The organism is Dokdonia pacifica (assembly GCF_900188275.1).
Classification (GTDB): domain Bacteria; phylum Bacteroidota; class Bacteroidia; order Flavobacteriales; family Flavobacteriaceae; genus Dokdonia; species Dokdonia pacifica.
Genome location: NZ_FZNY01000002.1, coordinates 212,742 through 238,226, shown reverse-complemented (window position 1 = coordinate 238,226; position 25,485 = coordinate 212,742). Strand labels below are relative to the sequence as shown.

General features: G+C 34.1%; 26 protein-coding genes, 1 other RNA gene and 1 pseudogene. 11 read left to right on the top strand and 17 right to left on the bottom strand.

What is annotated here, in order from left to right; all coding sequences use genetic code 11:
* Positions 1–11: 11 nt before the first annotated feature.
* The 9 genes and pseudogenes from CHB80_RS08375 to CHB80_RS08335 form a co-directional block, all read right to left on the bottom strand.
* Complete coding sequence (locus CHB80_RS08375; RefSeq protein ID WP_089370998.1) at positions 12–1,778, bottom strand: hypothetical protein; 1,767 nt, start codon at positions 1,776–1,778, stop codon at positions 12–14.
* 102 nt (positions 1,779–1,880) lie between these two features.
* A complete protein-coding gene (locus CHB80_RS08370) occupies positions 1,881–2,438 on the bottom strand; it encodes a hypothetical protein (protein ID WP_143337078.1) in 558 nt (185 codons plus the stop codon).
* Positions 2,439–2,480: 42 nt separating this feature from the next.
* The gene (locus CHB80_RS08365; RefSeq protein WP_089370996.1) at positions 2,481–2,909 is read right to left on the bottom strand and encodes a hypothetical protein; all 429 of its coding nucleotides are present in this window, start codon (positions 2,907–2,909) and stop codon (positions 2,481–2,483) included.
* Positions 2,910–2,974: 65 nt separating this feature from the next.
* On the bottom strand, positions 2,975–3,604 hold the full coding sequence (locus CHB80_RS08360; protein ID WP_089370995.1) for a class I SAM-dependent DNA methyltransferase: 630 nt from the start codon (positions 3,602–3,604) through the stop codon (positions 2,975–2,977).
* A 7-nt stretch (positions 3,605–3,611) separates the two neighbouring features.
* Entirely contained in the window at positions 3,612–5,312 is a 1,701-nt protein-coding gene (locus CHB80_RS08355) for a glycoside hydrolase family 9 protein (RefSeq protein ID WP_089370994.1), read from the bottom strand.
* A gap of 120 nt (positions 5,313–5,432) precedes the next feature.
* Positions 5,433–7,400: an endonuclease gene (locus CHB80_RS08350; protein ID WP_089370993.1), complete on the bottom strand. Its 1,968-nt coding sequence runs from the start codon at positions 7,398–7,400 to the stop codon at positions 5,433–5,435.
* A 71-nt stretch (positions 7,401–7,471) separates the two neighbouring features.
* On the bottom strand, positions 7,472–8,536 hold the full coding sequence (locus CHB80_RS08345) for a flavin monoamine oxidase family protein (RefSeq protein WP_089370992.1): 1,065 nt from the start codon (positions 8,534–8,536) through the stop codon (positions 7,472–7,474).
* 9 nt (positions 8,537–8,545) lie between these two features.
* Positions 8,546–8,991 (bottom strand): annotated as a pseudogene (locus CHB80_RS08340) (GNAT family N-acetyltransferase).
* A gap of 8 nt (positions 8,992–8,999) precedes the next feature.
* Complete coding sequence (locus CHB80_RS08335) at positions 9,000–9,320, bottom strand: YbjQ family protein (protein WP_089370991.1); 321 nt, start codon at positions 9,318–9,320, stop codon at positions 9,000–9,002.
* Between the two features lie 244 nt (positions 9,321–9,564).
* On the opposite strand from CHB80_RS08335, the gene CHB80_RS08330 reads away from it, so the two are divergent.
* Genes CHB80_RS08330 through CHB80_RS08315 form a run of 4 tightly spaced genes read left to right on the top strand, consistent with a single transcriptional unit; the run spans position 9,565 to position 11,614 of the window.
* Positions 9,565–10,074, top strand: coding sequence for an RNA polymerase sigma factor (locus CHB80_RS08330; RefSeq protein ID WP_089370990.1), 510 nt, complete (start codon positions 9,565–9,567; stop codon positions 10,072–10,074).
* Positions 10,061–10,513, top strand: coding sequence for a hypothetical protein (locus tag CHB80_RS08325; protein WP_089370989.1), 453 nt, complete (start codon positions 10,061–10,063; stop codon positions 10,511–10,513). The genes CHB80_RS08330 and CHB80_RS08325 overlap by 14 nt, the downstream gene beginning before the upstream one ends.
* 12 nt (positions 10,514–10,525) lie before the next feature.
* Positions 10,526–11,062 carry a DUF4252 domain-containing protein gene (locus CHB80_RS08320; RefSeq protein WP_089370988.1) on the top strand — a complete coding sequence of 179 codons (537 nt, stop codon included), beginning with the start codon at positions 10,526–10,528 and terminating at the stop codon, positions 11,060–11,062.
* 3 nt (positions 11,063–11,065) lie between these two features.
* Complete coding sequence (locus CHB80_RS08315) at positions 11,066–11,614, top strand: DUF4252 domain-containing protein (RefSeq protein ID WP_089370987.1); 549 nt, start codon at positions 11,066–11,068, stop codon at positions 11,612–11,614.
* A gap of 117 nt (positions 11,615–11,731) precedes the next feature.
* On the opposite strand, the gene CHB80_RS08310 is transcribed toward CHB80_RS08315, so the two are convergent.
* The 5 genes from CHB80_RS08310 to CHB80_RS08295 form a co-directional block, all read right to left on the bottom strand.
* Positions 11,732–12,103 carry a DoxX family protein gene (locus tag CHB80_RS08310; protein ID WP_089370986.1) on the bottom strand — a complete coding sequence of 124 codons (372 nt, stop codon included), beginning with the start codon at positions 12,101–12,103 and terminating at the stop codon, positions 11,732–11,734.
* 203 nt (positions 12,104–12,306) lie between these two features.
* Entirely contained in the window at positions 12,307–14,007 is a 1,701-nt protein-coding gene (locus CHB80_RS08305; RefSeq protein WP_089370985.1) for a T9SS type A sorting domain-containing protein, read from the bottom strand.
* 431 nt (positions 14,008–14,438) lie between these two features.
* The gene (locus tag CHB80_RS08300; protein WP_089370984.1) at positions 14,439–16,085 is read right to left on the bottom strand and encodes a SulP family inorganic anion transporter; all 1,647 of its coding nucleotides are present in this window, start codon (positions 16,083–16,085) and stop codon (positions 14,439–14,441) included.
* Positions 16,086–16,256: 171 nt separating this feature from the next.
* Positions 16,257–16,433, bottom strand: coding sequence for a hypothetical protein (locus CHB80_RS24600; RefSeq protein WP_179218117.1), 177 nt, complete (start codon positions 16,431–16,433; stop codon positions 16,257–16,259).
* A 71-nt stretch (positions 16,434–16,504) separates the two neighbouring features.
* Positions 16,505–16,885, bottom strand: coding sequence for a hypothetical protein (locus CHB80_RS08295; RefSeq protein ID WP_089370983.1), 381 nt, complete (start codon positions 16,883–16,885; stop codon positions 16,505–16,507).
* Positions 16,886–17,106: 221 nt separating this feature from the next.
* On the opposite strand from CHB80_RS08295, the gene CHB80_RS08290 reads away from it, so the two are divergent.
* Entirely contained in the window at positions 17,107–17,541 is a 435-nt protein-coding gene (locus CHB80_RS08290) for a DUF2141 domain-containing protein (RefSeq protein WP_089370982.1), read from the top strand.
* 246 nt (positions 17,542–17,787) lie between these two features.
* Here the strand turns inward: CHB80_RS08290 and CHB80_RS08285 are convergent, their stop codons facing one another.
* Positions 17,788–18,777 carry a VPGUxxT family thioredoxin-like (seleno)protein, type 2 gene (locus CHB80_RS08285; RefSeq protein ID WP_089370981.1) on the bottom strand — a complete coding sequence of 330 codons (990 nt, stop codon included), beginning with the start codon at positions 18,775–18,777 and terminating at the stop codon, positions 17,788–17,790.
* Positions 18,778–19,064: 287 nt separating this feature from the next.
* Between CHB80_RS08285 and CHB80_RS08280 the strand changes: the two genes are divergently transcribed.
* The 5 genes from CHB80_RS08280 to rnpB all read left to right on the top strand — a co-directional run bounded on the left by CHB80_RS08280 (position 19,065) and on the right by rnpB (position 22,018).
* Positions 19,065–19,697 (top strand): hypothetical protein, encoded by a 633-nt coding sequence (locus CHB80_RS08280; protein ID WP_089370980.1) that lies wholly within the window; start codon positions 19,065–19,067, stop codon positions 19,695–19,697.
* A 14-nt stretch (positions 19,698–19,711) separates the two neighbouring features.
* A complete protein-coding gene (locus CHB80_RS08275; protein ID WP_089370979.1) occupies positions 19,712–21,040 on the top strand; it encodes a histidine kinase in 1,329 nt (442 codons plus the stop codon).
* 24 nt (positions 21,041–21,064) lie between these two features.
* Positions 21,065–21,361 (top strand): 2TM domain-containing protein, encoded by a 297-nt coding sequence (locus tag CHB80_RS08270; protein WP_089370978.1) that lies wholly within the window; start codon positions 21,065–21,067, stop codon positions 21,359–21,361.
* Positions 21,351–21,656 carry a 2TM domain-containing protein gene (locus CHB80_RS08265; protein ID WP_089370977.1) on the top strand — a complete coding sequence of 102 codons (306 nt, stop codon included), beginning with the start codon at positions 21,351–21,353 and terminating at the stop codon, positions 21,654–21,656. The genes CHB80_RS08270 and CHB80_RS08265 overlap by 11 nt, the downstream gene beginning before the upstream one ends.
* A gap of 53 nt (positions 21,657–21,709) precedes the next feature.
* Positions 21,710–22,018: RNase P RNA component class A (rnpB, locus tag CHB80_RS08260), an RNA gene on the top strand.
* Positions 22,019–22,075: 57 nt separating this feature from the next.
* On the opposite strand, the gene CHB80_RS08255 is transcribed toward rnpB, so the two are convergent.
* Together CHB80_RS08255 and CHB80_RS08250 are read right to left on the bottom strand one after the other, a co-directional pair.
* Positions 22,076–22,609 carry a hypothetical protein gene (locus tag CHB80_RS08255; protein WP_089370976.1) on the bottom strand — a complete coding sequence of 178 codons (534 nt, stop codon included), beginning with the start codon at positions 22,607–22,609 and terminating at the stop codon, positions 22,076–22,078.
* Positions 22,610–22,717: 108 nt separating this feature from the next.
* Positions 22,718–24,703, bottom strand: coding sequence for a VPS10 domain-containing protein (locus CHB80_RS08250; protein ID WP_143337077.1), 1,986 nt, complete (start codon positions 24,701–24,703; stop codon positions 22,718–22,720).
* A 420-nt stretch (positions 24,704–25,123) separates the two neighbouring features.
* Here CHB80_RS08250 and CHB80_RS08245 point away from each other — a divergent pair, with 420 nt between their 5' ends.
* Positions 25,124–25,378 (top strand): hypothetical protein, encoded by a 255-nt coding sequence (locus tag CHB80_RS08245; protein WP_089370974.1) that lies wholly within the window; start codon positions 25,124–25,126, stop codon positions 25,376–25,378.
* The last annotated feature ends 107 nt before the right edge of the window (positions 25,379–25,485 follow it).

Below are 25,485 nucleotides of genomic sequence, written 5' to 3'. Positions count from 1 at the left end.
AGCAGTTCTTTTTAAAAGTATCGTATTACATGAATAGCACCGTCCAAAGTATGTGTCGTATTATCACTAATATTTGTATATGTTCCAGAAAAGTTAGCGTCTATGTATTCTTCATATTCTCCAACAGAAGTTACATTTAGTGTCATATTTAAAGTGTCCCCTAAAGGTGGATCAATACTATCTCCATTAGCATCTTCTAAAAAGATAGTTAGTAATTCAGATTCACTATTGGTAATGTTAGCTATAGCAAAAGATATAGCTCCATCTTGGCTAGATCCACTTAAAAAAAGGTTTGGATCATCAAATGCTTGTGTTATAGATAAATAGCTAATAGTCGGATTATCATCAATTTGATAGGTGATAAATTGTATTATTTCATCACAGGAAGATATAGCAGTGAGATTAGTTATAGGAGAGGTAAATGTGTAATTAATTTCTCCGCTAGATTGAAAAGTGTCATTATTAACTGCGTTAATAGTAAACACTTCATCTTCCGAACAACGAATAAAGTTAATTTCATAAGTTCCATCCTGTACTAGATCTACATATTGATTGCCTCCATGAGTAACTTCTACATATCCATTGGTAATTAGATCGCCATCACAATTAGTAAATATCCCAGTGATAGTTTCTTCGTTTGCCTCACTGTATGTAGGGGTGATTTCTATATTAGTATCTGAAGAAAATGGACCAATATTTTCGGAGAAAATAGTATCCCCGGCACTACAATTTAATCCTCCGCTTACTATTAGACTTTCATTGTGAGGGACTAATCCACATACAATTCCTAAAGAATTAGTTATGCCATATCTGGTTCCATAATTTTCACTAGTGATACCAACATATGTATTAGATAAAGGGCCTCCATCTTGTGAGGTTATAGTAATGCAAAGAGAGATCGCCTCTGCTGGGATATCACAATTCCAAAAAGAAAAATGTGTGACTGTTCCTACATACTCGTTTCCTATAAGTGTAGCTTCTCCGTCTTCTACCCAAAATCCTCTTTCTTCATCAAAATACCAAAGCGGAATTATATTAGGTGCACTATCCATTAAGGAAGCATCTACAGGAATTCTAATTTCTGCGGTAGTTCCATCTGCTAAGTTTATATCTTCTCCATTAGTTCCCCGTAATTCTACGGCAAGCATTCCTAATGTCTGTAATAAACGTTCTTCGCCATTAGCATTTGCAGCATATAACATACCTGGCATTTGCTCGTTGACTTCTGGATCTACTGGGTCTAGATGATGTAGGATGACATCGACAGTTCCTTGGTATGGACTCCCATCTTCTTTTATGTATTCACCGTTAAGACTTACAGATGCTCCGTTACTTAAACTAATAGTTTCTGAAGTGCCGCTAGTTGTTGTTCCTGCAACAGTTTCTTCCAGTAGCATGATGGTTACTTTATTTGCCCCAAGTGTTGGAACTAAAGCGCGAGAACCATGTATATATCCTATTTTAGAGGCTTTTATATAGGCAAATCGTTCATTGACAGTCGCATCATCAATAATGAATATTCCATTGGTATCGGTTATTGCTGTGCTACTTCCTATGGTAACTTGAACACCATCAATAGGTTGTCGATTATTATCTATAATTGTTCCTATAAACGAACGTGTGATTTCTGCCCCAAAGTTATCTGAAAAACCTTCAAGAAACGGTGTTTCGATAGTTGGTGTTGTTACTTCAGAATCTATAATAGCATCATCTTTTTCGCAGGCTATCGCTGTAATAATTAAGACGAGAAATACTAGTTTTTTGAGTTGTTGTATCATATAATTATTTTGTCTTTGTTAATGTTAGTGTATACACATTAAAAAGACTTTAGATTATATGAAGGGTTGCGTTGATGATATTAAAACATAGTATTATTATTATTAATCCAAATCAAATGTTGGTGTTACACATGAGATAAGAGTATCTTTAAATGTAGCACCAATGTATCCATATCCTTTTTTGTAGTAGAACTTACATTGAAATGTGGTTAATTTAAAATCTATAACAATAAGGTTTTTGTATTCACAGAATGGGGTTTTAAGCGTTCCATTTAGTGTGTCTATCGTATATGTTGCTCCCTTGTCAACAGTAGTCCAAGTATGCCCTTCTTTAAATGAAGGATCAAAACGTACTGTTTCCGTCTCGCAACATTCTTCATATTGATATACAATACCGTTTTCTTCTCTTAAATACATAGTATCTGAGTTGCCTTCTTTCCAAAGCTGTGAAAATCCTATATATTCTTTACCATTTATGGTCTTAGTTTCTAAACGTTTTTCTGTGTAATGTGTGTCTTGCCAAAAGATTTTTTTCACCTTAATACTTAATGGAAAGTAACTATCTTCTGCATAGGCTTCACAAAATGTTTGCCCTTCTTTTTGAGCATGTGTAACAGAGGTTATAAGTATAAGTCCAAGCAAAATAAAAAATCTCATCATTTGGTAATATATTGAATTAAGAGTACTAATATACATTTTAATTTATTTCTCCTTATATAACTGTAATCCTTTGATAGAAGGAGTTTCAGAAGCATAAAACCAAATTGATTGTTTGTGATTTTTTTTGGATTTATTTTTAGAAGTCTTTTTATAAACTCGTGCTTTAGATTTGTTGAAGTTGATGGTATGATTTACATCTATATCTGTTTCTTTTGCATAAAATGTAATCACTTTCTTAGATCCTTTCCAAGTTCCTTTTCCATAAAAATGCTCTTCAATACATTGATTACAGTTTAAATCTCTATAAAAATGGTATAAGAATGTGCCATCTTCTTTAAGGGAAAGATGCCATTCATAGACTTCTCCATTTTCAGTTTTGTTTTTATTAGCGTATTCTCCTGAATAAGGAGTTGTTTGTGAAGATGGTAAAATAGCACTGGTAACCAGTAGTAGCGTAATAATTGACTTCATAAAAAAATGGTTAGTATGATGATGCATACTCTTCACCAATAATTAAGCCAAAAAAATGTTAAAGACTACTTCTGAAGAATAAGTATGGTATGTATTTCAGTAGTATCATTTCTTTTTTTGTAGGGCACTTCAAGGTGCCTTTTAATTATAAACCCTTGTGATAATAGTGCTTCCGTAATAGCATCTATATGATGATAATAAAAATAAGAACGATCTCCTGAGCTACCGATTATAAATCCAGAATCTTTATAATTACCAGCGACAAAACTTATATATAAAATTCCCTCTGAATACAATTTTTCATAGACATTTTTGAAAAGCTGTATCGTATCTTCTTTTGAGATATAGGGAAGAGCAAAACCAATAATAACCCCATGGAAGAGCTTTTTTAACGTATGTAGTTGCCTTATGTCTAAAATCTTAAACGTAGCATTTGGTACGTTTTTCTGAGCTAAGGCTATCATATTTGGAGCTACATCTGTTGTGAGTATCTTATAGCTAGGCTGTTGTTTAGATAGGTATTTCGTAATGTTCCCTGGCCCACAACCTATTTCGAGTATAGCCGCTTCTTCGGTACCTATAAGCTCACAAAATTGATCATAAGAAGCGTTATATATATCAAGATCCATAAACACTTCTTCATACAGCTTTGCCATACGATTCCATGTTTCATGGGTTTCTTCATACGAATCCATAAGGTATTTATTTACTTTCCTGTTCTAGAAACCCTAAAACATATACAGCAGCCGAGTTCCAGTTCAAGCAAATTTCGTTACTCGCATAACTTGGTGTTTGATCTACCCATGAATTCATAGGAGAGGTGTTTTCAGGATACGTAACATCGTTACGATCTTGTTTTGCATTGTTAGGTCCGCCAGAAATAAAACCTGGTACAGGTGCTTCTATGCCATCTCCAGCACTTTGCCTGTGATGGATATATAGAGGCGTTTTATCGCCATGTCCAGTAATAAAACTATAACCAATCGCATTTTTACCAAACACATAATCTGTGATTTCCTGTACAGCTACTAAGTATTCTGGTTTTTTAGTAATACGATATGCCTGTGCAATAATCATAGCTGCATTTAAAACATCACTATTAGAACCCCAATTAAAAACCGTAATAGGTTGAAAGTAATCATTGGTTGTTGCAGTAGATACAAGCTTATCTGCCGCTTGTACAATATTGTTCTTTAATACATTCACGATGGCTTCATCTTTAGACTGATCTATCAATGCAAAAGCCCCAATGTATTTCATATAATTATTCCAACTCCCGCCTTTATAATTATTGAGATTGACAGTGCTTTGCTTAAGAGAGGTTACATACTCTTCATCTCCAGTACTTAGATATAACTCGGCAGCGGCCCAAAACCATTCTTCAGAAAAATTGCCATCTCCGTACTCTCCAGTAACGATATCTTCTGGATTTGAAAAGGCAACCGTAGGATTTGCTTTTGACCATTCCCAGGCTTTTTTCGCGGAAGCGAGACATTTATTTGCATACGCAGCATCTATCTCTTTAAAAAGTCGATAGCCTTTTGCAGCTACTGCTGCAAAATCAAGACTTGACGCAGTACCTTTCCCTATAATAAAACGTTCTTCTTTTCCTTTTTCAGGAAGTGTCATCCCTGTAAAACGCTTGGTAGTCAATTTAAAAAATACACCTCCATCATCATCTTGCATGGTTAATAACCAATCAAGTTCATATTTAAATTCATCTAGAATATCTGGTGTTTTATTACCGCTTTCAGGAATATTAAGACTCGTGTCGGGTAATACTGAAGGATATTGTTCATATAATGTCATCATTTGCCCTAATGGAAATGCACCATTAATAACATACTTTCCAAAATCTCCGGCATCATACCAACCTCCTGGAGCGTCTTTTGTGCCTTCGCGACCTGATGAAGAGTGAAATGTAACCGCTTTATCTAGATGTCCTGCATTACGTGCCCAAACGCCTGCATGCTTTTCTTCTAAAGCAATACTTGCACGTTGATAATATAAGGATTTGACACTTGCTGTAAAAGCATCGGAGAGCACATGTTCTTTTATTTCAAAAGGGTAGGAGTACCCTACATTTTCTATATATACACTATAATTTCCAGGTGTTGTGAAGGTTGAAAAATCAGCAACTCGTACCGTTTCGCCCGCAAGTTTCCAAGTTAGTTTTTCAGAAAGAGTTCCTTGAAATATAGATTCATGTGATTGTTGATCAACAAGATAGAAAACAGTTGCCTGTGTTGTATCTGTTATAATGGCTTTTTTTGAAGCCTGTGGATAATACCCAACTTGATTAAGTCTAATGGTATTTGCATTTGCTATTGTGTATTCTGGTAAGGCTTCTTTACAAGAGCTTACCAATGTTAGGATGGCTAGTAATAGTATGAAGTTTCTCATTCCATAAAGATACAGAATACTAGGTTTTATGACCGTTTTTGGGATCAATTTCGCCGATAACGTTTTCGCTATGGTTATGATGTGGTATACGCTTTCGCGAAAGCGTATATCGCCATAATACTATTCTATTACCAAACGTAATGTCTCTATTCCTTCCTGAGTGGTTACTTGTACTAAATAGATTCCTGTCGATAATGTAAGCGGAATACGTGTGGTATGATGAATAGACGTTGTGAGTACTTTTTGCCCTACAAGGGTATAGATACTAGCTTCCCCAGAAAGGTTTGGAGTTTCTAAGGTAAGAATCTCTTTTGCAGGATTTGGGTACATACGAATATTGGAAGTTGTAAATGTCTCTGTACTTAATGGAAGATTGTATACCTCTCCAGCGTTTTCTCCCCAAATAAATTCTGCAAGATCAGGAAGGTCTATAAATGGATTTCTATTGAATTGCCAAGTATATACTACATTGTTTCGGTTGAGTTCGTAGTCATCTGGAGGATCATTACGATACCAATCTAATAAGATGTCTAAATCACCTAATTCTCCCACGGTACTATTAGGAGGGTTTCCAGAAACGACTTCTAGACCATTATAGCGTATGGTTAAAAAGAAAATCCCTCTCGCTACATCGCCTTGCCAACTTCCTTGTGTATTTTCAGGACCTGAATATTCTCCATAATCTGAGTTTCCACGATTACTATTTTCAGGGCCATCGGCAGCACGTAACCCATGAGCATCACTATTTGCATGACGTAATGAATCTGCTTCGGTAGTAATAAATACATCTATACCATCGGCAATTTCATCGATATCAATATCATCAAAACCACCACGTGATCTAGGGTAGGTATGTTCTCTATTCCAAAGCCCTACATTACTTCCTCCAGAGGTTTGAAAGTCTAATTTGGCTCGTTGTTGCTCTGTATACACTAACCATACTTGATTGCTATTTAATGGACTTTGGTCTGCCTCATTTATGATATCAATGACATCTGCATATGTTTGTGCACGTACTACGTCAGGATTTGCAATAATGTCTTGAATTGCTTGTACAAGCTCATCACCAGCCAGTCCGTCTAAAGTGTCATAATATCCTTCTGGTTGTGTACTTTCTACTTGATCAAAAGTAGGATTGAGTGGTGTACCCCATGCAGCAACTGTAAAATCATTATCAATCACTCTTATTTGATTATTATCATTTAATCGGCTAAAGGTATCAGGAAGTTCTCCAAAAGTGATTTGTAATACTTCATCACCTTCATCATCACTATCATCCACAAGCTGAATTGTTGTAGTCGCTGTATTTGATCCATTAGGAATCGTAATAGTAGTAGCTCCTGTATAATCTGACGTATTAAAGCTTCCATTAGAAAGCGAAAATTCAAAAGTAAGTTCTTCAGTGACCTCTTCTACAGTACTGAATACAATATCAAAACTATCTCCTTCTGTATATTGATCATTACTTGTTGTAAACCCAATTCCATTTATAAATTGACCAGAACCATCATTTAGAACGCCTGGGGTAGGAGTTGCAACAAAATAAGTTCCGTCATTATCTAATTGTATAGATTCTGTTGTTTGATTACCATTTTCTCCTTCATTGATCTGTTCAGTGAGGCCTAATAATCCCAATAGAACAGTGTCATCGGCATCATTTGTATCATGTGCTAATGCATCAACGAGATTGGTAGTAGTGGCTAGTGTACCATCAGGAAAGTCGGATGCATTTCCTTGATAAATAGCGACAGCATCTGCACCATTTTGTATGGTGCTATCAAATAATATAAAACCACCTACAGGCGATACATCATTATTGGAGATCAGGAATATCCCATTAATATCTGTGGTAAACCCGTCTAGATCTAAAGTGAAATAACTAGAGTCATTTCCACTTGTTGAGCCATTAAATAAGACCAAAACAAAACCGTCTAATGACATTTCTGGGGTATCTGACTTTAATTCTATAAACTCCATCGTATCGGTACTAGGAGTGTCAGAATCTAATTCATTGATAACAATTTGTGCTTGAGTAGTATAGGTTGCTATAGCTAAACAAGCGCTTAAGATGATTTGATAAGTGCGCATATTGCAAAGATACGCCGATTATTGCATCTAAATATGAACATATAGTTATGTTTTATACACAACGAAACACTTTAATAGCTTATGTTTTTGAGGATATGTTCATAACATTGTTGCGCACTTTGTACAGCACCTTCCATATATCCACCATAATAGGAAGCTGTTTCTGACCCAGCTATGTAAAATCGATTGTCATAATGTGTTTCTTGATAACATGCTTGCCCATTATTTTGATGTGGTAATACATAATTTTCATAAGGAGCATATGAAAATGTTTGTTCTTGCCATACGGTTTCTTCATAGGCGATGTATTCCAATGCTTTCTCGCCAAAGGTTCGTTTAAGTTGTGCAAATACCTTTTCTTGGCGTATCTCCTTTGTTACTATAGATAAATTACTGTTTAGGAAGCCTTTTAAGGCGTATTTACCACTTTCTAATGTGGTATGGTCATACATTTCTGTAATAGGCCCTATATTGCTAAATAGCGTCCCTGACCAATGGTGTTCTTTCCAAAATGGACTGGCATACGAAATACCAAATTTAATAGATTCTCCCATCCAAGTATGTGTTTTCTTTGCAATAGCTGTAATGTCCTCAGGGAGTGTAGGTGAAAATTGTATGGATGTGGTTAATAGGTTAGGAGGCAAGGTACTTACTACTTTAGATGCTGTATACACTTTATCTTTTGTGTGCACTTCTATTGCCTTGTCAGTAGCTTTTATACTAGTGACAATTGTATCTAGAAGAATAACATCTGTACCTAAGGCTTTACCTAGCGTATGAGTTAATACACTGCTTCCGCCTTGTATTCTGTAACTAGGGCTCTCATTAGGAGGCAATAGTACTTCTTGAGGAGCTTGCATTGGTGCTGGTTCATACCAAGCAGACCCTTCAGTGTATTGAGGATATATTGAAATATCTAATTCTTGTAGTAAACTAACTAAAGCTGTGTGTTGTCTTCCTAACCAAGTAGCTCCCATTTCTATAGGTGTTTCTTGAGCAGAAAGATGTGTATAAATACGTCCTCCTATACGATCTCTTGCTTCTAGTACTATAACTGGAACTCCTTGTTTTTTAAGACGATGGGCAAGTAATAGCCCTGTTAATCCAGCGCCAATAATTAAGACATTCTCTTTCATGGCTCAAATCTATAAAAGCTTTTCAAAACAGACACTGTTTTCTACGCCTATATATTGACCGTAATTAGGAATTTGATGATATCCATTTTTTTATACAATGCAATCGCTTCTGGTTGTCGTATTCCAGTTTCTAATACACATCTTTGAAAACCTAATTCTGTAGCCCACGCTTCTAAATGCATCAATACCTGTGTTGCCAAGCCTTTACCTCTTTGAGTATTTGTGACATACATGCGTTTTACTTCTACAGTTGTATGATCATACGTTTTTATAGCGCCACAGCCTACTGCTTCAGATCCTTCATATAAAACAATGCAATGTTGTAATGAGTCAATACTATTAAACTGATGATAAAATGCATGTTCATCACCATCTCTTTCGGCTAATTCTGCATCTAAATATTGAACTAATTGTATAAAATCTGGATGTTGAGAGGTTGTTCTTTTACATATCATTGTTTTTATTATTGTACTCTTACTGCAGTTCCTATAACAGATATCATGGTAACTCCAGTTGTGCTCATCATTTCTATGTCTATTGAAACTCCAATAATAGCATTGGCTTGTTTTTCTAAAGCCTGTACTTTTAATTTGTCAAAGGCACTTTCTTTTGCTGCTTCAAGTCCTTTTTCATAGTTTTCATAATACTTTTTAGAGTTAAATATATCTTTAAAAGACATTCCTTTTGTGGCTCCTGTATTTGATGTATAGGTAGTTCCAACAATGATTCCAAGGTAATTAGTAACTTGTTTTCCGTCTATACTGTTCGTAGTTGTTAAGATCATATATATTGCTTTGCTAATTAGTATTAGAACGAACCAAGATGTTACAAAGTAGGGTGCTGAGTACGCTTTCGCGAAAGCGTATACCACTTTCTTTATATATTGATTGCTAAATTATTAGTCGTATTGAATGTACTTATTTTTGAAGGAGAATCTTTAAAAATTAACTTTTTTATAAAAAAAAATAAAGTTTGCTGTAACAAAATATATAGCAACTCGTCTCCCTAGTAACTAACCGAAATAACAAATGGATCAAACAACGTTCATAGATCTTGTAAACCCTTTTAAAGATAAAATATATCGTGTGGCCAAACGATTACTTATCTCTGAAGATGAAGCACAAGATGCAACTCAAGAAATTTTGTTGCGTTTGTGGACACGTAGATCTAAAATGAAGCAATACAGAAGTGTCGAAGCATTTGCGATGACTATGACAAAAAATTATTGTTACGACTCATTAAAGGCAAAACGAAATAATAACCTTAGAATAGTTCACAATAATTACGAAGATCATTCTCGTAATACTGGAAGACAAATTGAAGCTTCAAATGAAGTAGAATGGGTATATAAGTTAATGAAAAATTTACCCGAACAACAGCAGTTAATCCTGCAATTAAGAGATGTAGAGCAATTTGATAATTCAGAAATTGCCGCTATGTTAGAAATGAATGAAACAGCAGTTCGCGTTGCATTATCACGAGCTAGAAAAACCATAAGAGAAGCATTAATTAAAAAACAAAACTATGGAATCCAATAAAGTTGAGCAGTTACTGGAAGCCTATTTTGAGGGAGCAACAACGCTTGCACAAGAAAAGCAACTACGCACGTATTTTACAAGTGATCTTGTCGCACCTCATTTAGAAAGTTATAGAGATTTATTTACAGCCTTTGCGATTGCATCGCAAGACACCTATGATATTCCTATACACTTACCAAAGCAAAAGAAGCCTATGCTTCGTTGGATTTCTGGAGTAGCAGCCGTAGTCATACTTGCCATAGGAATTGCAACTCAAATCGATAGTGAACCTGATAATTTTAATACTGGAGAATATGTTGGGAACGTACCTGAAGAAGTAGGTGTCCTAAAAACCAAACAAGCATTAGGATTAATGGGAAAAATGTTTAGTGAAAGCACTGCACAGCTGGGTGCAGTAAATGAATTTAATACAACAACCAGCAACTTTTTTAAACAATAAAAAATACAAAAAATGAAAAAAATAATTATTGCAGTAGTATTGTTAGTATCATCTATGACGATGGTCGCACAAAATCAGTTTGATAAATTTGAATCTATGAAAGGTGTTTCATCTATGGTGATGAATCAAAAAATGTTCAAATTATTGAGTAAAGTAGATCTTAACTCATCAGATCCTGAAATGCAAGCTTATATAGACTTAGTAAACAATCTTGAAAATGTAAAAATGTTTACGACTACCAAAGAAAACTTAGCATCTCAAATGAATAGCACCATGAATAACTATATTTCTTCTTCTAATCTTGAAGAGCTTTTAAGAGCTACAGATGATGGTAAGAATGTAAAGTTCTATTACAAGCCAGGAAGTAATGATGATTATGTAAAAGAATTTGTGATGTTTCTTAATGGTGATATAGATGGTGAAGACCGCACTGTATTCTTTCAAGTAACAGGAAACATAGATTTAAAACAAATTTCAAAACTTGCACAAGAGCTAAACTTTAAAGGAAGTGAAGCACTTAAGGATGTAGATAAAGCAAAAAAAGGATAAATCATGAAAGGAATAGTAAAAATAATAGCCATCGTCTTATTTGCTGGTATAACCCTTACAAGTTGTAACAATGGAGAAACGCTACAAGAATATTATGTAGCAAATCAAGACAACACCAACTTTATCTTAGTAGATGTACCTACTAGTTTAATAAGTAAGGATTCAGAAGCATTAGACGCAAAACAAAAAGAAGTTCTTGAAACGGTACGTAAAATTAATATCATGGCGTATCCTTTAAAAGATGGAACCACGGCAACTTTTGACAGTGAAGTAGCAAAAGTATCAACCATACTTGCTAGTGATGATTATGAAGAATTAATGAAAGTTAATTCTGATATGGGAAATATGAAGCTTTATTTTAGAGGAGAAGAAGATGCAATAGACGAAGTAATTGTCTTTGCTTCAGAAGATTCTAAAGGGTTTGTATTAGCTCGTTTATTAGGAAATGATATGAATATTGCAGACATGGCAAATCTTGCCAAGACCATCCAAGCAGGAGATATAGATGTATCTCAATTTGATGGAGTAATGGATGTTTTTAATCAGCAATAAGTCATATGATCAGATACTAGATATCTGTATATTTTAGAATGTAAACAATAAAAACCTCGTTTGGCGACGAGGTTTTTTCATGTATATAATAGAAAATGTATGTATTGTGAATCGATATTATTTTTTATCTAAAGATAATTTTCCAGCTCCCATAAGACCTATGGCTATAAAGGCAACTAAATAGAGTAACGCTTTTTCTTTTGTACCTATAGGATCAGCTCCATGTACCATAAAAGCTGCAACAGCCATTGCAATAATAGGAGGGATGGTAGCGATACGTGTTTTTATTCCTACAAGAATAAGTACCGGGCAGATTACTTCTGCAATAACTATTAAAATAAGAGAGATTGTACTACCTAATCCTATGGGATCTGCAAATTCAAAGTTTCCTTGAAGTAATTTTAATAATTTGGGAAGACCATGGGTAAGCATTAATCCTGAAACACCTACACGTAATATCAATAAACCTAGATCTGTATTTTTTGACATGTTTTAAATTTTGGGGTTGATCATATAAAGTTACTAAAAAGTATGTATTCACTCTATTTATCTTAAAAAAACATCTTATAACTAGCTTTCATTATAGATACTATTAACCTCGTTACACTACCAAATACTATGAAATAATAAACCCCGCCAAAGGCGAGGTTTACTATTATAATCATAAATATATATTAGAAACTACATCAAATTTATTTCTTAATAAATTTGACTACACTACTAGCATCTACACTTTCTAAGCGTAAGAAGTAAATACCTGTAGTTAAGTTTGAAATATCAATAGTTCTATTGACAGCATTACTAGGCTCGATAGTTGTTACAATGCGACCTACCATGTCAATAATTTGTGTTTTCTCTATAGAAACACCAGATGTATTCGTAATATTTAACTCATTCTGAGCAGGATTAGGATATACAGAAATATCAATACCTAACTCATTATCATCTGTGTTAAGTACCACACCATTGATAGCCCATAATAATGCATTACGCATAATTAACGCTCCGTCTGATGTTGTATCCCAAAAATCATCACGCGCATCGATAGATGGTGGATAAAAGTTAATAAATACACGTCTTGTATTTGCAGGACCTACATTACTATCTCTGATTAGTAATGGAGAACCATCTGCATATTCTGCAATTACTGTAGCTCCACTTGCAATGGTTCCTCCTGTATTATGGAAAGAAGCAGTTCCTCCATCAAATGTATTTACATCAGTAAGAATAGGATCTCCTGGTTCTAAGATTGTACCAAACCCTAAGTTAGTACCCGTAGACTGGCCAGAATTTGAGTATAACTCATACTGCGTAAATCCACCAGTAATTGCAACATTAGGTGTAAATGTTGCATCTACAACAGGTTTTCCAGAATCGATATAATCTTCAAGTACATCTCCTAATGCCGCAGGATCTGCTGCACCAGCATCTGTAAATAAGAATACCGCGTCATAATTTTGAAGTTGTGCAAGCGTAGGTGTACCACTACCACTTTGGAAGGTGTCAGCATTTAACGTACCTGTTTCTTCTAATTTAGATCTTACATCAAAAATCCAATCAGGATTACCTGGAGAGGCTACAATAAGTACAGAAGGCCCATCACTGAAAAAAGAAGTCCAACGTAACGCATTTGCCATAATTAAAGCACCATCTGATGCTGTATCCCAAAAATCATCACGCGCATCGATAGAAGGTGGATAAAAATTCAGGAAAGTACGTCTTGCACTTGCAGGACCTACATTCTCTTGAACAATAATAAATGGAGCTGCTGTTGTATACTCTGCAATTACAGTAGCATCCCCAGCAATAGTTCCTCCCGTATTATGGAAAGAAGCAGTTCCTCCATCAAAAGAAGAAACACCATCTAAAATAGGATGGTTAGGCTCATTAATAGTACCTATTCCTAAATTTGCACCATTAGATTGTCCAGAGTTAGAATATAACTCATACGCTGTAAATCCACCAGTGATAGAAACATTAGGTGTAAATGTAGCATCTACTACAGCACCACCACCATCAATGTACTGTGCTAAAATGTCTCCAAATCCCATAGGGTCTGCAACACCAGCATCTGTAAATACTAATACAGCATCATACGATTGAAGCTCTGCAAGGGTAGGAGTTCCAGCACCTGTTAAGAAAGTATCAGCAGCAACAAGACCTGTTCCATCTAGTTTTGCTTCTACATCATCAATCCAATCAGCATTTCCAGGAGCTGCAGCTACTAGTACAGAAGGCACTTCTGCTCCACGTGTATCTTCAACACCATGGTTGTTTTGAATTCCTATCGGTACGTTTGTTGAATTGTCTGTAGTTCCTGTTCCTTGAGAGAAACCTACAAAAGTTGTTAAAAGTGCGCATAGTAATGCACTCTTTAGAGTAAAAATTTTCATAATTAATAATTGTTTTAGTGAGATAATTATGATACAAATCTACACAAAAAAATCTTTCACTAGTACTTTTTATAGTAAATAGGGGCATTTGCCCCTATTTCTAACCTCCGTACGTATAATGATTTATAATGGTTTTGTGGCAATTACTATATTTATTGTAAGATTTTACGCATGTCAATTTTCCTAAAAGCATGTCAGACCTGTGTTTAATAAGGTTAGGAATACTCTTTATAGAAATAATTAAGTAACTGTCTAGTTATCAAAAATGTAAATGATTTTAAGAACTTTTGAAAGAAAATTCTATTTAATTACTATGGGTTTAGCGTAATGGTAGAAAACTTAAAGCATTGAGAGATCTAAAAGACTTTATAACATTAAAAAGCCTCAAATAAGCTTTTATTTGAGGCCTTGAATATACTAGTTATATAAAATTATACTTCTGTATCTAATAAATCTGTCACTACGTGATAACGAGGATCATCTACCGCAGTAGCGATTACTTGTTCAAATTTTGGGTTTGCTTTTAACAATAGAGCTTTACATTCTGGACTAAGATGTGTTAATTTCACTTGTTTGCCAGCATCTAAGTATTTGTTCGCAATACTTCGCAAAGCTTCAATTCCAGAATGATCATTTACACGAGATTCTATAAAATCAATTTCTACAATATCAGGATCATTTTTCACATCAAATTTGGAATTGAAATTTTGAATAGACCCGAAGAACAAAGGTCCCCATATTTCATACACTTTGGTACCATCTTCTTTGATACGCTTACGAGCACGAATCATAGTTGCATTTTTCCATGCAAAAACCAATGCACTCATAATAACTCCTGCAATTACCGCTACAGCAAGATCTTTCCAAACCGTTATCGCCGATACAGCAATAAGTACAAAAGCATCAGCTAGAGGGATTTTATGAAGAATTCTAAAACTCGACCATGCAAAAGTTCCGATAACCACCATAAACATCACACCTACCAATGCAGCGATTGGGATTTGTTCAATAAGAGGAGCTGCAAATAATATAAAACATAAAAGAGCGACAGCTGCTACAGCACCAGATAAACGTCCGCGCCCTCCAGAATTTACATTAATAATAGATTGTCCAATCATAGCACAACCTCCCATACCTCCAAAAAGTCCATTCAGAATATTTGCGCTTCCTTGTGCCACACACTCACGATTACCACTACCACGAGTTTCTGTCATCTCATCGATAAGATTTAATGTCATTAATGATTCAATTAATCCAACAGCAGCAAGTATAAAAGCAGTAGAGACAATTAATCCCCAATGGCCTTCTAATGTATCTAGGAGACCAAAAATCTGAAATTGAAATGTAGGTAAACCTCCTTCTAATCCAGTACCACCTCCATCACGTATAAATGAACCTACGGTACTCATATCTAGTTTCCCAAAGATTACTATAGCAGCTACCACAACAATAGCAGTTAGTGCTGCGGGAACTTTTTTTGTAATCTTAGGTAAGAAATACATAATAGCCATGGTAAGACCTACAAACGCAAGCATCATCCATAAAGCGCCATTTGAAAAAATAGTAGAAAACCATTCTCCTGTTTGTGACCAAATCGAAATATCTTTAGTACCTGTTTTAGGAAATAAACCTAATTGAGATAGAAAAATAACTATTGCAAGACCGTTTACAAATCCCATCATTACGGGATGTGGAATTAAACGTACAAATTTTCCAAGCTTAAAAATTCCAGCTGTAATCTGTATAGCTCCCACAAAAAGAAGTGTAATAAACAACCATTGTAATCCTAAATTATCAATGGGCGTTGCTAGTGCATCACCTACTTCATTTCCTTTCTGAATCATATGCACCATGACAACCGCCATGGCTCCTGTAGCTCCAGAAATCATACCTGGTCGTCCTCCAAAGAGTGCTGTTACAATCCCCATCATAAAAGCACCATACAATCCCACTAATGGATCAATACCTGCTACAAAAGCAAATGCTACAGCTTCTGGCACCAATGCCAGAGCAACCGTAAGTCCAGAGAGGATATCATCTTTAGGATTAAATGTAAAATTTTTGAATATACGTTGCATTACGGTAAATTTTAAGCGTGCAAAGATATAGTATTCTATTACGAAGCCCTAGTAGAAACTAGTGTTTTTACGATAGCGTTTTCGAGAGGTTTTTACGCTTTCGCGAAAGCGAACCTATGAAATTCACGACCCTTAAGAAGAGCGAAGTGATAAAGCGTATACCTCATATATTTACATAATATATTCTTGTTCATCCTCCTCGTCATCTTCTTCTTTAGTATCAACTTGTTCTGATAGGTTTTTAGGTAAATCATCTTTAAAAGCAAATTTGAAAGGTACAGGAATGGCAGCTGCAATAGCAACCATGAGTATAAGCGCCAATAAGCGCAGAAAACGTTTAAATTTCATTGAATAAAAGTTGTTACGCTAGTGATAGCGTATGATGATACAATAAGTGAATACTCTAAAATGTCTTTGAATTAAGACAACTTAAGATGATCTTCTGTATCATTTGGTAAGGAAATACGCTGTAGTAAACGTATTCTTAAAGAAGGTTTTGTGTGTAAAAATACTTCTTCAAGTACTTTCGTTTGACAGTGTAATGTCTGTTGCTGTACTGCTAAGAAAGTAGTAAAAGAAAATAATGTATAGGGAGCTGCATGTTTTGTAATATCAATTGCATTAACAAGCTTGGTGTAGGATACAACCCGTGACTTCGTAGTCGTAGCATATGACTCAACTAATTCAACAGGAGTAATTACCGATGTTTGTGCTTGTGTTTCATATCCAAACGCAAGCGAAATCCCTATGAGAAGCCATACAGATAATAGTTTGTGTTTAAGATGATGCAGTGTATACATAGAGTAAAGATATGGTTATTTCATAAAACACAATAAAATTTTGATTTTTAATAGCTTATAATGTACTATAAAGGGGTTCTATGGCTATTTTACGAATCTATCTATGATCGGTAGAATCAAAAAAAACAACTCATCCTATCATTTCGACAGTTCAGCAGATTCCCTTTTAAAACCACATATTTTTAAAGGACTTTTGAACCATCAATTAAAAACAAGCTGTTATGACTACTCTTATAAAATTTATAATCGTACTTATTATTGGAACTACTACTATATATGCACAACAAGATCTTTCTGATAATCTACAGGATATTCATGTGACTATTACTGATATAGATAGCGATGAAGGAATGCTTTATATTGGACTATACAATAGTGAAGATACGTTTTTAAGTAAGCGCTATAAAGGTACTAGAAGCAACATCAAAGATGGGAAAGTAGTTGTGAGTTTTCAAGATATTCCTGAAGGTACGTATGCTGTTACTGTATTTCATGACGAGAATAGCAATCAGAAGTTAGATACTAATTTTATGGGAATTCCTAAGGAAGACACAGGGTGCTCTAATAATGCGAAGGGTTTTATGAGCGCTCCTAAATGGAAAGATGCTAAGTTTATACTTAGTGATACTACTGCCATTATAGAAATTAATATGTAGTTTTTAAGACCGCTTTGCTTTTAGAACATAGAGAATGGAATATAGACTAAAACTTGACTATTTTTTATTTACTCAACATTCAACACATAACTAGCAGTTTGTATATAAAAAAGAGACAATCATGATCCAAATGATTGTCTCTTAACACTAAATTGAGTAGGTTACTTTAGGTGTTAATGCAATTATAAATTACTCATAGTGTTTTTTCTAATTCATATCGTTTTTTATTTCGCGAAAGCGAATTCTTTATCCCTTACTTAACACGAGTTTACGTTCCCAAGCTGTCGCAAATGATTTATCAAATAAAACTTCACGTTTTGCTTTTTGGGCTTGTATTTCTTTAAGCCATTCTTGCTGTCGCGGACTCAAATACACCGTTGCATCTTTACGTTTTCCTAAAGCACTATTGATTTTTGTTTTTTGTAAATTACTTAAAGGAAGGTATTTATAAAGTGTGTGTCGCAAATAATAATCTTCGTCATTACGTGCTGGAAGATAGGAGTTATCTTCAGTAATAGGAGTGAAGTTATTTCGTTTTGCATACGTATCCAGTTCTTTTATATCTACTTTACGATCATCATAGGTTACTTTTACCACTTCACGGCCTTTCATAAACCCTGCTTCCGTATTGAGTACTCCTTCTGGTGCACCTAATTGTTTTTCACCAGTCCAGAAACAGTACATAGCGTAATATTTCTCTTTGGTACTATGTACCGCACTTAATTCCTTTCCTAATAAGGTCATATACTCAGGAATCTCTGTATACGTTTTGGCTAACGCGGTATGCATCGCATTATATAATCCTTTGGTAGAGTAATTACCAGCGACTCTAGGCGCTAATGCATTTCCATTTGCATCTACTATGCGTACCACAGGGTTATTCCAACTGGGCTCATTAAATTGATTTAAAATCACACGATCTTTTCCTCCTTTATTATTATGAATGACTAATGGAATAAATAAATCTTCAATAGCTTCTACCAATAAAGGATTACTTAATACATTATCCCCATAATTACGACAGGTTGCACAACCTGGTATTTCTTGAAAAAGAATTAATACGGGTTTATTTTCTTTTTCAGATAGGGAAGTAGCAATGTCATAATCACGATACCAACTTACTTTTCCTAGCTCTTGTTCCTGTTGTAAAGCATTGGTGCGCTCTTGTGCAGTAAGCGATAGAAATGAAAAACAACAAACTAAGATTCCGATAAGTGTAAGATGATTATTCTTCATAGCAATTCTTTTTTGAAATTAAGTCTTTTATAAGCAGTCTTGCTTACAGATTCGTTGTTTTTTAGCACTTTTTAACATATTAATTTTTGTTTCGCTTCCGCGAAAATGGCACATGATCGCTTTAAGATTTAGAAATTAAGACGACGCTATAGTCATGATTCTTAATTTATGTAGGTCTTGATTCATTTTAGAATAACAGTTCGGTCGCTAAAAATGACAGTTGGGTTGTTTTTGCTTTCGCGAAAGCGTATAAATGCACACTTTTACACCATCAAAAAACAACACAGATGAAAACTATAATCACTTTTGCATTTCTTTTTATTACAACTTTAGGCATTTCACAAACTCCATATGAGAAAGGAATGCGCAAAGCTTTTGAACTTTGGGAGGCAAATAAAATGGATGATGCTTCTAATCTTTTTGCACGTATTGCTGCTGCAGAAGAAGAACAATGGCTTCCAGATTACTACATTGCACAAATACACGTATTAAAATGCTGGAGTACTTGGGAAGACCGAAAAGAAGAAACTTTAAAGGTCAATCTAGATAAGGCACAAGAGCATGTTAATAATATCCTTGCGATAGATAAAGAGAATCCTTATGCAAAACAGATGCAAGCCCAATTATATACCGTTTGGGTAGCATATGACGGTGCCAAGTATGGAATGAAATATTCTGGAAAAGTTTCAGAATTATATACGCAAGCACAAAAAGCAGAACCAGAAAATCCTATATTTATTTTTAATAAAGCAGAGTGGGATATAGGAGCTGCTCGTTATTTTGGAAGTGATACAACACCCTATTGTAATGAAATAAAACGCGCCATAGATCTTTTTGCTACCTTTAAACCAGCTACAGAGTTTCATCCTAGTTACGGCTTAGAACGTGCAGAAGAAGCGTATGCAGCGTGTAATAAATAAGAACAAAACCACTGATGAAGGATATCCTAAAAGAGTTTGGTAAAGCATTTGTATTTGGACTTGTCTTCTTTATAGTTCACGGGATTATCCTATATCTTATAGGAAACCCATGGTATGGCGGAGAAGTTTTTGAGTTCTTTTTTCAAAACCAAGTGTATTCTGTAACGCTTTATATGGTCAATATGTTTGTTTTTAAAACATTTATAGACCGTTATGGTGTTGAGTTTTGGAAAATGCGTAATGTGGCTGTTGGACTACTTAGCGGTGTGATGGCTACTTTTATCACGGTATTTTTAATACGTGTGTTCTTACAAGTTATAAGAGCTGGTAAACCTCTAGAAACCTTCCTAGAAAGTGAACGTTTACAAGATTATTATTTATCCATTATCATCGCATTAGTTTCTACAGGGCTTTTTTATGGTTTTTATTATTGGAAAAACATACAAGATCGTAAAGTCAAGCAGTCTAAGATTATTGCTAAAACCGCTTCCGCGAAATTTGATGCACTCAAAAACCAATTAGACCCGCATTTCTTATTCAATAGCTTGAATGTATTGGCGAGTCTTATAGAAGAAAATCCAAGACAAGCTCAGAAGTTTACTACATCTCTCTCTAAAGTATATCGTTATGTACTTGAACAAAAGAATAAAGAATTGGTTCCTGTAGATGAAGAACTAGCTTTTGCTCGTACGTATATGAACTTGATCAAAATGCGTTTTGAAGATAGTATCATTGTAGAGATACCTGATCATATATCAAATTCTGAGTTGAAAGTAGTACCATTATCATTACAGTTATTACTTGAAAATGCTGTAAAGCATAATATGGTAACTCCTAGTAAAAAATTACATATTCAAATTTATGAAGATGGGAATAGGCTAGTGGTAAAAAATAATATTCAAGCAAAACAAGTAGTCAAAAAGAGTAGTGGTGTAGGATTGCATAATATCAAACAACGTTACCATTTACTAACAGATTCTGAAGTTAGAATTAAAAATGATGGAGCTACGTTTGAGATTGCGATTCCTATGCTTATAGAACAAAAAGCATTTGTACCTAAACAAAAGGAATATATTGAAGATAAGCGTTATAAGCGAGCTAAAGAGAAGGTGGAGAAATTAAAAGGGTTTTATATTCACTTTACTATTTACTTGATTATGGTGCCTGTTTTTATCTTTTTAAATGCACGTTCTGGTTCTTTTCCTTGGGCTATATTTCCTATAGGAGGATGGGGTTGGGGTGTCATAGGGCATGCAGCAGAAACTTTTGGATGGAATCCTATTTTTAATAAAGCATGGGAGGCTAAAAAGATAGACGAGCTCATGAATGATGATGATTTTTAAGGAATTATATAAATAATACTAGCGATGACACCAGAAGAGAAACGAGATAAATATGAACGAGCAAAAGAGCGTGTAGCTGACTTGAAGAAGTTTTATGGCGAGATCATGAGCTACTTCTTGTTTATGGCTGTGCTTGCTGGAATTAACTATTACTTTAATGATTGGCGTTATATGTGGTTTTTGTGGCCAGCTTTTGGATGGGGTATAGGACTTATATTTAAAGCATATAAACTTTTTAGCAAATCAGCATTCTTTGGGCGAGATTGGGAAGAACGTAAGATTAAGGAATATATTGATAAAGAAGATCGCTATGAGAAATAACAATGAATTAAGGTATTTACGTGCAAAAGATGCTGTAAAACGTATTCGTGGTTTTTATGGACATCTCGCTATTTATATTTTTGTGGTACTTATAGCTGTAGTAGGTCCATTTTTAAACTTTACGATTTGTTTTTTTTGCTTTTCTGATAATCATTGGATGAATCTTCTTGGATTTATCCCTTGGGGAATTGGTGTTTTGATTCATGGTCTTGTCGTTTTAGGTCGTTTTAAACCCTTTGTGAAATGGGAAGAACGTAAGCTTAGAGAGTTTATGGAAATGGATGAAGAAAGTTAAAAAACTACCTTTTAAAATACTTATAATAGCATAATTTATATTGTACCTTTGCCTAAGCAGGTCGCCTTATCGATCACTTTGTGATAGGAAAGTCCGGACACCTTAGAGTAGCATAGCGGCTAACGGCCGTCGTCACGTTTATGCGTGATAGGACAAGTGCAACAGAAAGAATGTACAGGTAATGCTGTAGTGCAATCAGGTAAACTCTATGCGGTGCAATGTCAAGTATACCCGCAGTTAAGTGTTACTCGCGCGTTGCGGGAGGGTAGGCAGATAGAGGTGCTTAGTAATAATCATCCCAGATAAATGATAAGGGTTACACTCGTGTAATACAGAATCCGGCTTATAGACCTGCTTTTTTTATAAAAACTTACTATATATACATCTGTGAGATCTACTCAAAAACTATAATATTGTGACTAGTTATTACTCGAGCGATTATCTAAATAGTGCTTTATTCGCTTGTCAAACCTTGGATCAAGACCATATCTCCATTCACCTTCTGTCGATTTTTTTCCTGAACCGAATCTTAAAATAATTTCCTTTGAATTGAATCGCGTAAAAACTCGATCACATCCGTATGAAGAATCATAAGGGTAAATCATAAAGCCATATATTGGAATCTTGAATAAAGTGATTGCGGCTGGAACACCAGGTAATCTTCCAGGTTTCATAAAATCAAATTCAGTAATTTTTTTTAACCCTGATTCATTCAAATAAATTATCTGTTTACTCCAATTAAAGGATTCAATATCTGAATCTAGCAGAATAGGTTCTCCGATAAGATTATTTGGTTTTGGCTCAAGACAGCAAACACATTCATTCGATTTATATTCTCTATTAAACGGGTTGTCTAGGTTCGTTAAATAAATTTCTAAACCTTCATTTTGGCAAAAGGATTCTATAAAAAATCCAAACATACAAATCAGAAGAAGAATGTTAACTTTATTCATAGGTTTCAATAATTTATGATAACAGTTTTGTATAAGAATAGTGGCGGATTATTACCATTTGGTTAAGTTCAAAATTGAGAAATTATTTTTATACATTATCGCCTACAGTTATTTTTTGTTCAATGCTTGTTTGTAAAGAAAATCCGCTACTTTATAAATAGCATAATTCTTATCTTTTGTAACGTCAGAATATAAATTACCTTCGGTTAGTTCATTAATCATTTGACCCAATTTTAGTGAGTTACTTTTAATAATTAGTCCATTAAAATTTATATGCCAAGGTGTGTATAAATAATTTGGTTTATCATCTAAATTTTTGATTGTCAAAATTTCTCCATTTTTAAATTCGATTGTTATTTTTCTCCAATCAGTTGTAGTACTCCAATTTCCATATCTAGTATTAAACACTTTGTTAATCACAGTATCTGGAATCAAATCAAATCTGTCAGCAACATTTTTATAAAAACTGAAATTTGTATTTTCACCTGGGAACGTATAGTAATTTTCATAGTCAAAATGGTCGTAACCTTTTTTCTTTATTTTTTGTTCCTCATGATCTATAAAGTCTTTAAAGTTTTTTAAGTCTTCCTTCGAAACTTCTAAATCACTTACTGTTAGTTTCTTGAAACGAGAATCGTTAATCTCTTCAACTATTTTATTTAATAATTGAGGATTTATTTCTTTATTCATTTTGGGTAAAAATCGTTTACCATTTTTTTGGAGCTTAAATGAATTATTTTTTAAGTGATACTCTTTAAATTGTCTGACATTATGAAAACAACCTTGACTACCTATTTCTATAGAAAATTTATCGATATTATTTTTCAATAGATTGAATAGTGATTTTGGAAGTTCGTATTTAGTAGTTTTTTGTTCATCAATATCTACAATCAACCTTTGGTCTAAATAATTGTCTGCAACTACAATTTGATTTTTGAAAATAACTGCATTTGAAACATTGATAGGCAGTTCCATAAATCGATACCATTTTGCTCTCTTTTCATCAAATCTTAAAACTGTATTTTCATCAAAACCAATTTCTTCACCTCTGAAATTCACCTTTAAATAAGGCACTCTAATTGGGATTTCATTTGTCATAAGTTTTGAAACAATAAAATCGTTTTTGTTGATTTTATAAATTTCACTGTTAGTAAAAGCAAAAAGGCTATTATTCTTTGTGTTTATGGCTATTGGTAAACTTCTCAATTGTTTCTTGGATTGCCAAATAGAAACGAAATTTGAGTTTCTTAAGTCTATTTTCAAATCTGTGTCAATTAAATAAATAGACTCATCAGATGTAGTTTCAAAGTCGACTATTTTTGGTAATTCTATCCAGTCTATATTGTTACTTTTTGTATAGAAAATGTTTCCCTGTTGATTGATAATGTAATAGTCTCCAAATACCCTTATTTTTCTTATGTCTGGTCTATGTTTTTTAGAAAGTCTATTATATTTTTTTTGATCTAAAGGTGTTGATACTCTTTCCCAAGTTAAACAATTGTCAGTCGTTTTATATAGCACGTTCCAAAAAGAACCAAACAAACCTGTTTTTTCATCTTTAGCAAAATGAATGGTTGCAAATCTCAATGCATTTTCATTACCTGCTTTATCAAAGCTTTTCCAAGTTTTCCCATTATTTTCAGTATAGTAAATAAGTTGGGAATTTCCACTCATCCAGGCTTTCCCGTTATCATTAATGTAAGCTGCATCAATCCAACTGCTTTTACCGAATTTTACTTTATTCCAAGTCATTCCTTTGTCAGTTGAACGAAAAATAAAATCTTGTTTCCCGTCTTCTTGTATAAATCCAGAAATCATTAAGGTATTATCATCAAAAAAATTTACTCTTTCAAAGGTTTTTCCTGAACTAAAATTATAAGTATCAAAAGAACCGAAAGGCCCCATAGACCATAGTTCGCCTATTTTATTTGTGTAATATGTGTTACCAGCTGTTGTTGCAACCCAAATACTTTCGGAAGGTGAAATTCCTATTTCTGAAATCCCTCCACTTATTGGCAGGTTTGCTAAATAATTTTCTTGACAAAATATTACTAGTGGTAAAATTAATGTTATAAGTAAAAGTGATTTTCTCATTGTTTCATCAGTTTCCACGAAACTAATTCTGTTTGTTCAAATTAAAAAATCAGATTGAGTGAACTATGCTTATCAGTTAGTTAACTATTAAGTTCATCAATATTACGGTTTTATAATAGTTGTGAGTAATATTAGCATAAAACTAATATACAATTTTACATACGCTAACTTACTAAATAATAGGGTTACAAAAACATTATATATGTTCATAATATGATTATAAGAGGTGAGTTTTTAAATGATCTGATGGCAACTATAAAAATGAATATGGAAGCTAATATATACATCTACTTTTCATTTTCAGTTCTTATATCCCTACTAAAAGGGGTAAATGCCCTATTGTAAGAAAGGATTCCTGCCTTAGTTTTGCATCAGAATTGAAACACATTCAATTTTATCTCACTAAAACAATTATGAATTATGCCACATCATGCACAAGGAACCACTGGTTGGACAAAGTTAAATAGCTATCAAGCTCTTTGGGATCCAAAAATCGATTTAGGGAAGTTTTACTTTACTACATTTCAAGGTAAAAGAGAAGAAACACCATATATGAATGCAGAGAATTTTGCAAGAGTGATCGATATTTTAAGAAATGAAACTCCTGTTTATGGTAATTCAACTACAGGATCTGTGACAACACAAACAGAATCTGTAGGAGAAGAAGAAAGTTAAAAAAGTAAAACTAATTTTACTAAAAAGTTGGGGGAAAGGGCAGTATGTATAGCATACTGCTTTTTTGTATATACGAGTAAACTCAATAGGGGTAGTAGTATATCATT